Source organism: Kineosporia sp. NBRC 101731 (genome assembly GCF_030269305.1).
Taxonomy (GTDB): domain Bacteria; phylum Actinomycetota; class Actinomycetes; order Actinomycetales; family Kineosporiaceae; genus Kineosporia.
In genome coordinates, this window is sequence record NZ_BSTC01000009.1 from 229,290 (window position 1) to 237,755 (window position 8,466).

Here is an 8,466-nt window from a genome sequence, read left to right on the forward strand (position 1 = left end):
AATGCAGACACAACGAGATCATGTTCAGGCGTACGGCTTTCAGGCGGGTCGTCTGTCATCGGCCCTCCTCACCGGTGAGGCTGCCTTCCTCGAGCCACCGGCCCGCCGGGCGAAACTGGGGCTCATGGTCGGCGTCGGCCTGATGGTGCTGATCGCGGTCGGCTTCTTCCTGGTGGGTCTGATCCGCGGCCAGGTCGGTTCGAAGCAGGAGCCCACGCCGACGTCCACCGTCACCGCCACGGCCTCACCGACCGCGGTTCCCTCCTCGTCGTCCCCTCAGGGGTCTCCCGCCGGTGGGCACGTCGACCGGCCGGCGACGTCCGGGCCCGCGGCAGTAGCCCTCAGATCCACCGCCGGAGATCACTGATGAGCGCGACCGCCCCCCGGATCGATCCCGCCCGGTTCGCCGATCCGGACAGCGCCCCGACCGATCCGGTCACGTTGCAGGTGATCAGGCACGCCGTGGTCATCTCGACCCGCGCGGAGCCCGGTGACACTGCCCGGATGATCGCCTCGCGGGCTCCTGAGGATCACGAGAACACGATGGTGGTACTGGATCTTCCCCGTCGTGTCTCGATCGCCGTCTGGGAGTCGGTGGCAGCTGCGATCGGTCCCGGACCGCGAGGGATCCGCCTGATCATCGACGGTCGTTCCCGCGATCTCATGACGCTGGCCGCCGGCTGGCTGAGCGAGCGACTCGACCGGCCGGTCACCCTGGCCGACGGTCCCGTGGTGGCCGGGCCGGGCGTCCTGCTGGTCGGTGATCGTCATGATCATCGGTGGCGCGACTACGTGCCCGGTCATCAGTCCCGTCCTGGTCCGCGCCGCTTTCCCCGTCCGATCTGGGACGACGAACTCACGGCGCTGATCGCCGGCTCCGGACCCGGAGTGGCCTGCGAGCCGCTGCCGGCCGGAGCCTGGATCCGTCCCGAGACCGATGATGCCGGGGTCCGGGCGATCCGGAACCGGCTCCTGGCCGCGATGCCGATGCGCCGGGCCTTCCCGACCCTGGTGCTGGGCCTGCCGGGCGCCCGTCCACTTCCTCTGGAAGAGATCCATCGGCTGCGTTCCCTGCTGCCCGAGACGGTGCGGCGCAGTTCACGGATGGCGGGCATCGGTCCGATCGCGCTCCCTCCGGGAAAGACCCTGGCGCAGGCCTTGGCCGATCTCAGCGGCGAGGAAATATACTGTTACACAGGCATTCCGGTGGGAGGGACCGCAGATTTCCCGGACATCCGGGTCATTGCCGCGGACGGTCGACCCGGACCGTGGCCGTACGCCCTCGAAATGAGACATCGTCCGGTGGGAGGCCTGAGTCTGGCGGCACCGGATGTCACCAAGCATCGTCCGCCCTTCGCCGGCCTCACCCAGGTCGGGCCGGGGGCTTATCAGCTTCGCCAGGATGCGGTGATCGAGGTCATCCAGTCCGGTCTGTTACTGCGGCCCGTGGCCGAGAGCCCACAGACCACACAGGTGCGACGGATCGGCCCGGACGAGCGGCAGAACCTGATGGTTGTCGCCGGCCCAGACCCCGCGAGCACCCTTTCCCTGCAGAAACTTGCCGAATCCCTGATGGCTCAGTTCGACGAGGCTTTCCGGAAGTCGCTACGGATCGTCACAGCCGAAGACCTGATGGCCTCGGCGGGCCTGCGGGAGTTGCCGACCGACGTCGATGTCGACGTGGTCGAGCCGCTGAGTGCCGGCGGCCCGGCCGGTGAGGGCCAGGCGCAACGGGACGTCGGTGTCCCGGCCCCGATGCGGATGCCGGTCTCGACCGAGGTCTCGACCGAGGTCGCGCAGCCGGTGGCGCCCGTGCTCGAGCCGGTGACGACGACGGCGCAGTCCGGTGCCGGGTCCCCACCGGCCCCGACGCTCACGGTATCTCCCGACGTGCCCGTCATGTCCGCATCACCGCAGGTACCTGTGGTGGCCCGGCCCGCACCGGCCGGCGCCGCCGTGGCCGAACGGGGCGAGCCGGGCGCACCGGCACCCCAGCGGGTCCGGTTCCAGCCGTTGCCCGCCCGACAGTGCCGGGCGGTGTTGCCATCTCGTCCGATCGACGAGGAGCGGACCTGGCTCCGTACCGCTCTGGGGAGCCAGTACGGCACGCTGGCCAACGCCGTTGCCCGGACACTCTCCGAACACCCCGGATTCGAGGGGTTCGGAGACGGCAGTGCCGCGGCGGTCGGTGATGCGGTGGCGGTGCGCCTCTACCTGTCACCGGAGGGTCCTCGGCTGAACCCGTCGTTGCGCGTCGGTGCGGACGGCCCGCACGTCCCGTTCGCACGGTGCATCGTGGCCGGCCTGGGTCGCCTGCCCTCCCATCGAGGCCCGGCCTCTTTCTCTGCCACCGTCGGTGCCGACGCCTGGGAGCTGTACGAGAACCGTCCGCAGATCACCGAATGGGGTTTCCTCGCAGCTGGTTCCGGCCCGGCAGATCCATCGGGCGGCGATACCGACGTGCTGATCTGGTCGCTGACCGGCCGGCGCACCGCACTGCTCGACTCCTTCGACCCCGATCTGGTGCCGCGCGTCCTGTTCGTCCCGGGTACGAGACTGAAGGTGCTCGAGACGAACCGGCCCGCCGGGGATGCCCGGGGGTCGATCATGATGCGTGAGATCACCGCCCGCGACCTGGACACCGATCCGGCAGCCCGCACCGCTCAGTCCGCTCTGGACGAGATGGCCCTCGCTTCTCTCCGGGCCGATCTCCGGCGCTGGTCCCCGGCCCGCGCCAGTACCTCGGCCCGTCGCCCGGGTTGCCCGCAGCATCCACTGGATCTGATGCCTGACCTGTTGCCGGGGTTGGTACGGCCATGAGTCTGCCCGTTCTGGAGGTCGGTCCGGGAAAGGATTTCACGACGATCCGGGCGGCACTGGGCGCGGTGGCGCCCGGTGGCACGGTGGTCGTGCACCCGGGGCGGTATCCCGAGGCGCTGAACCTGACCGGGACGGTGCGGCTGGAGGCGGAGAACACCAGGGGGCCGGTCGAGTTGACGGCCGAATCCGGCAGCGTGCTGACGGTTGACGCGGCGGGCGTGTTACTGAGGGGCTTCCGGTTGATCGGAGCTGACCCGGCCGTACCGGTCCTGGATGTTCGCCGCGGCGAGACCGCCCTGGAGAACTGTGAGTTCACCGGCGACGGATGGGCCGCCGTGATGACCGGGGTGCGGGGTCTCCTGGCGGTCAACGACTGCCGGATCGAGAACGCCACCGGGGCAGGCATCGTCGTCGCGTCAGGGCTCGGGAGCACCGTGGCGAACACCACGATCGGGGCGACCGCGTCTTCGGGCGTCGTGGTGGCGGGGGGTGGCCGGCTGACCCTGCGAGACTGCCTGATCCAGGCAACGGGTGGAAATGGCCTGTGCGCCAACGGAACCGCAAGGCTGGTAGCCGTTGGGTGCCGCATTGAAGGGGCGGTCAAGCCCGCGGTCGTGCTCGAGCAACAGGCCACCGCCGAGATCGACGGTCTGTCGGTGTCCGGGAGCTCAGCTCTCGATCTGTACGTGACCTCCAGCGGTACGGTCTCGGTGACCGATTCCCGGTTCGTGGGGTCAGGGAACCAGGCCGTGCACCTGGCCGGCGCCGGCGATGTGAGACTGCGAGGCTGCACGATCACCGACCCTGAGGGAACCGGGATTCACCTGACGGCGAAGGCATCGGCCCAGGCGGATGAGTGCCGGATCGAAGGTGCCGCAGTGGGTGTGTCTCTCGAGCGTGAGTCACTGCTCACGGTGCGACGTAGCGAGGTGGCCCGGCCGGTCCGGACCGGTCTGCGGATCGGCGGCGCGCAGCTGGATGCTGTCGGTCTCCAGCTGAGCGCGGGCGACGCCGACGCGGTCATTCTGACTGCCGGTGGGCGGATTCAGCTGCGCGACGGGGTGGTGTCCGCGTCGGTGTCGCCACTGCGCGTGGAAGCAGACTGCACGGTCGACGTGTCGGACACTCAGATCCGGGGCGGCAGCACGGCGGAGATCGTTCTCGAGCGAACCACGTCCGTGACCTTCCGGTCGGTGTCGTTCCAGAAGGTGGGGATCAGGGCCGTCGGAGGGAAACTCCGGTTCACCGACGTCGAGATCACCGCGGCGCCGCAGACCGGCCTCGACATCGGTGGCGGGGCTGACCTTCTGGCGCAGCGGCTGATGGTGAGCAGTGCCGGCTCGGACGGCGTACTCGTGGGCAGCGACAGCAGGGCCCAGCTGGAGCAGTGCGAACTGGTCGGCAGCGCGGGCGCCGGTCTGCGCATCGAGACCTCCGCGGAGGTCTCGGTGACGGGTGGCAGCATCCATGACAACCGAGGTGGTCCGCTGCACCCTCCGGAGGGTCGGGAGAACCTCACCCTGCGCGACGTCATATCGGAACCGCCACTGTCCGGATCCGCGCGGGGCAGCGCCCGGGAGGCAGAGGATCCGGCCCGGGCCACGCACCGTGAACATCCTGAGGAGAACACCGTGATGATCGAGGAATCACTCCAGGAGGAGTCCGGCGCACCGGGCGATCAGGAAGGCCGACCGCAGGGTCCCCAGTCCGGGCCGATGGCCGAACTGGAGTCGCTGACCGGTCTGGCCGGGGTCAAGGCCGAGGTCACTTCTCTGGTGAACGTCATGATGATGGCGAAGAAGCGCCAGATGATGGGCCTGCCGATGCCGATGATGAGCCGGCACCTGGTGTTCGCCGGGCCTCCGGGAACCGGTAAGACCACGGTGGCCAGGCTTTACGGAACGGTTCTGGCTGAGCTGGGCATCCTCAGCAAGGGCCACATGATCGAGGTGGCCCGGGCCGACCTGGTCGGGCAGTACGTCGGCTCCACCGCCATCAAGAGCACCGAGGTGATCACGAAAGCCATCGGTGGGGTGCTCTTCATCGACGAGGCCTACACCCTGACCGCTCAGTCCGGTGGTTCCGGGGCGGACTTCGGCCAGGAGGCCGTCGACACCCTGATGAAGATGATGGAAGACCATCGTGACGAGCTGGTGGTCATCGTGGCCGGCTACTCCCAGCACATGGAGAAGTTTCTGGCCTCCAACCCCGGTCTGGGCTCGCGGTTCACCAAGACCGTGGAGTTTCCCAACTACAGCACCGCTGAGCTCATGGAGATCACCCAGGGGCTGTGCCGCAAGCACTACTACGAGCTCACCGACGACGGTGTGGAAGGTCTGCGGGAGTACTTCGAGCGGGTACCGAAGGACGACACCTTCGGTAATGGGCGAGTGGCCCGCAAGATCTTCGAGTCGATGGTGAATCATCAGGCCTCGCGGTTGGCCCGAAACCCGGGCCGGGAATCGGACATGACGCGGCTGACGGCGGCCGACATCGCCACCGAGCTGAAGAACCTGCCGGTCGGCCCGAGCCTGGCCGCGGTATCGGCACAGACCGCAGACCCGGCTCAGGCGGTGCTGAACACGCTGGGGGCCAGCCGGTTACGAGCGATGGAAGGACAGCCGGCCGCGCAGAAGGCCGTGCTCACCGTGCTGACCCGACTGTGCGCGATGCACCGCGCCGGTGAGCCGATCGGTGCTCAGGCGAATGCGGTGGTCATCGGACCGCCAGGTAGTGGGCGCGGAGACTTCCTGCGCTTCTACACCCAGAGCCTGGCCGAACTCGGCGTGCTGCCGGTCGGGCAGCTGACCCGATCGACGCTGACCAGCGACCTGTGGTCGACGTGGCCGGGGCAGGCCGAACGGCGTGTGACAGCGGCCCTGGACGAGGCTTCCGGCGGGATGCTGGCCATCGACGTGGGTGAGGACTGGCCCATCGACGAGAACAGCCCGGGGATCGAGGTCATGCGCTGCGTGGCGATGCTGGTGAGTCGTCGCCCGGCGGCGCCGGTGGTCGCGCTGATCGGCAGCGCGTCCCGGCTGGGAGCAGTGCTGGGCCTGGTACCGGCCCTGCGCACGACCTTTGTGGTCGGCTGGAGGCTGACTGCCTACACGCCTGAGGCTCTGGCCCGGATCGCGGCGGCGCGGCTGCAGTGGCGTGGACATGAGATCGACGACGAGGTCCGCGGTGAACTGCACCGCACGCTGAGCGCACCGGGCGCTGATCTGTCGACCGCGCACGCCGTGGCCGATCGAATCTCCACCCTGGTGGCCTCACGGACTCTCCTGGCCGCCGACGTCCGGGTGGTGGCGGGGGCGGCCGAGCCTCTACCGGCGCAGGTGATGAGGGCGGGCATCGTCTGATCCGGGCCGGAACCCGCCGAGCCGACCGAATCATCCAGCGAACGGAAGAGACACCACGATGAACCAGCAGAGAACCGGTTTCGATCCGGAGGGGGACGAGGACGACTGGACGTCCGCGCACCCGGGTCGCCCCCCGGTCCTGGGGGCCGGACTCGTCTTCTCGCCCTCGGGCGCCGAGAGGGAGAGCACCGCACCGGCCGATACCGACCTCGACGAGGTATCGACCCCCACGGAGATCAAGCAGCTCGACGCCGTGGCTGAACCCGTGGCCCCCGGAGCGGTGCAGTCTCACTGGAAGCAGGACCCGGCCAGTCCTTCAGGCGTCGGGGCCAGGTCTGGTGCGCTGGTGCCCACCGGTGATGCGACGCCGGCTCGATGGGGCTGGCGTAACCGTGTGCGGCAGGTGAGTGCGGGACTCATCCAGCCCGCTCCGGGCACAGCGGAGAGGGGCCATCGCGACGAGATCGACACCATCCGTCGCACCACCTGGACCCGTTCGATGAACGTCATCGTCACCAATCCCAAGGGCGGTACGGGCAAGACCCCCGCCGCCCTGATCCTGGCCGGCATCCTGGGCCGCCTGCGGGGCGGTTATGTCGTTGTCTGGGAGGCGTCCGAGCAGGTCGGCACCCTGGGGCGACGCTGCGAGGGCGACCCGCAGCGAGGACTGGCAGAACTGCTGAGCGACATCGCGGGGATCCGTTCGGCAGGTCGTCTGGGTGGGTACACGGCACCCCAGACGTCACACGCCGACGTGATCGGGTCGAGTGGTCCGCGCAACACCCTCAGTGCCCCCCAGATGCTCTCGGTGCGGGAGGTCCTTGATACCTACTACCGGATCACGGTCACCGACACGGGCAACAACCCGGGCCACGAGACGTACCGGGCGGCGCTGCGGATCGCGGATGCTGTCCTGATTCCCTGCCTGGTCTCGAGTGATGCTCTGGCCGGTGTGGAACAGACCTTGCGACTGATCGAATCAGGTTCCGGGGCGGTTAATCTCCGCGACCGTGTCGTGGTGGTGCTGGGGCACGACGGTGGGCCGGAAGATCCGGCGCTGTGCGCTGCCGTTCAGCACCGGCTGAGCGAGCTCTCGGTGGCCGCGGTGGTCGAGGTGCCGTTCGACCCGGTGATCCGCCGGGGTGGCGAGATCTCCCTGTCGGCCCTGAGCGAGGAGTCCAGCCGGGCCTGGACCCGGACCGGCGCCGCGATCGTGCGGGCCCTGTCCGCCGCCAACACCGAGATCGACCTGGTGGCTCAGGTGCGGGCAGAGATCGGCTGAGGAGTGAACTGGATGCAGGCTCAGGGACAGCAGCCGGCCGCAGCGATGCCGGTGACCGCAGTGAAGAGGCAGCGATGAGTAGCGAGTACGACGCCCTGCTCGATCAGGCGATGGCCGAGTACGGCCGGCGCCGGGACCAGTCGCTGAGAGCGCAGGAAGAACTGCATGCTCTCACCGAGACCGTGACCGCGCCCCGACAGGCGGTGCAGGTCACGGTCGACGGGCTGGGACGGCTGACCGATCTGAAATTCCCCACGCATTCGTACAAGACCATGCCGGCTCCGGATCTTGCGAAGATCATTCTGAAAACGGTCGCAGACGCTCGTGAACGCATCGAGTCCCGAGCCGCCTGCGTGGTTGCTCCGGGACTTCCCGCCCATGTCAACGCCGTCGACTTCGTCGGCGGGCGGCTCGACCCGAAAGACCTTCTCCCGAAGGATCTGGCAGATATTCGAGGGTCGTCCGACCCCTGGCTGAACATGGAGGATGGTCATGAGTAGCGATCATTTCTCGGTCGATACCGAGAAGATGCGTGCGGCCGGCCGTGAACTCGAGGCCAAGGGTGTCGAACTGCAGAACATCCATGCCCAGTGGTTCCGGTTGATGAACCAGGCCAGATCGGCGATGGGCTCGGACAACAACGGCCGGGCGATGGCCCGCCAACTCGGTGACAACAGCAACAAGACCGGTGTGGCCGTCAAGTCGTTCGCCCTGGCCGTGCGTCGGGGTGGTCAGGCCTTGCAAGGGGCCGCAGACGCTTTCGTCGCCACCGAAGACGGCGCTACCCAGGCGGCCAAGAACCTGGGGAAGATGACCGGGGCCGCCGGCTCGGTCGGTGATGTCTCCACGGGCAATACCTCCGGCTCTTCGACGAACGGCTCCTCGAGCGACAGCAAACCGAAGACCACAGGCAAGCACTGACTTTCGACCGGCCGTGACCATCCTGCGTTCCGGTGGTCACGGCCGTCTTCATGAAGAACCTAGGCCGAAGGATTTCCACGC

The 8,466-nt window shown here is 68.4% G+C and carries 6 protein-coding genes; all 6 read left to right on the forward strand.

The features are described from left to right. The first annotated feature begins 1 nt into the window (after nucleotide 1). The gene (locus tag QSK05_RS23995; RefSeq protein ID WP_285599555.1) at nucleotides 2-367 is read left to right on the forward strand and encodes a type VII secretion protein EccB; all 366 of its coding nucleotides are present in this window, start codon (nucleotides 2-4) and stop codon (nucleotides 365-367) included. Continuing rightward, nucleotides 367-2,820 (forward strand): hypothetical protein, encoded by a 2,454-nt coding sequence (locus QSK05_RS24000; RefSeq protein ID WP_285599556.1) that lies wholly within the window; start codon nucleotides 367-369, stop codon nucleotides 2,818-2,820. Before QSK05_RS23995 ends, QSK05_RS24000 begins: the two co-directional genes overlap by 1 nt. Further along, entirely contained in the window at nucleotides 2,817-6,182 is a 3,366-nt protein-coding gene (locus QSK05_RS24005; RefSeq protein WP_285599557.1) for a right-handed parallel beta-helix repeat-containing protein, read from the forward strand. The genes QSK05_RS24000 and QSK05_RS24005 overlap by 4 nt, the downstream gene beginning before the upstream one ends. Before the next feature lie 58 nt (nucleotides 6,183-6,240). Continuing rightward, a complete protein-coding gene (locus QSK05_RS24010) occupies nucleotides 6,241-7,464 on the forward strand; it encodes a MinD/ParA family ATP-binding protein (protein ID WP_285599558.1) in 1,224 nt (407 codons plus the stop codon). A 74-nt stretch (nucleotides 7,465-7,538) separates the two neighbouring features. Next, on the forward strand, nucleotides 7,539-7,964 hold the full coding sequence (locus QSK05_RS24015) for a YbaB/EbfC family nucleoid-associated protein (protein ID WP_285599559.1): 426 nt from the start codon (nucleotides 7,539-7,541) through the stop codon (nucleotides 7,962-7,964). Next, nucleotides 7,957-8,385, forward strand: a complete 429-nt coding sequence (locus QSK05_RS24020; RefSeq protein ID WP_285599560.1) for a hypothetical protein — start codon at nucleotides 7,957-7,959, stop codon at nucleotides 8,383-8,385. The genes QSK05_RS24015 and QSK05_RS24020 overlap by 8 nt, the downstream gene beginning before the upstream one ends. Nucleotides 8,386-8,466 lie beyond the last annotated feature (81 nt).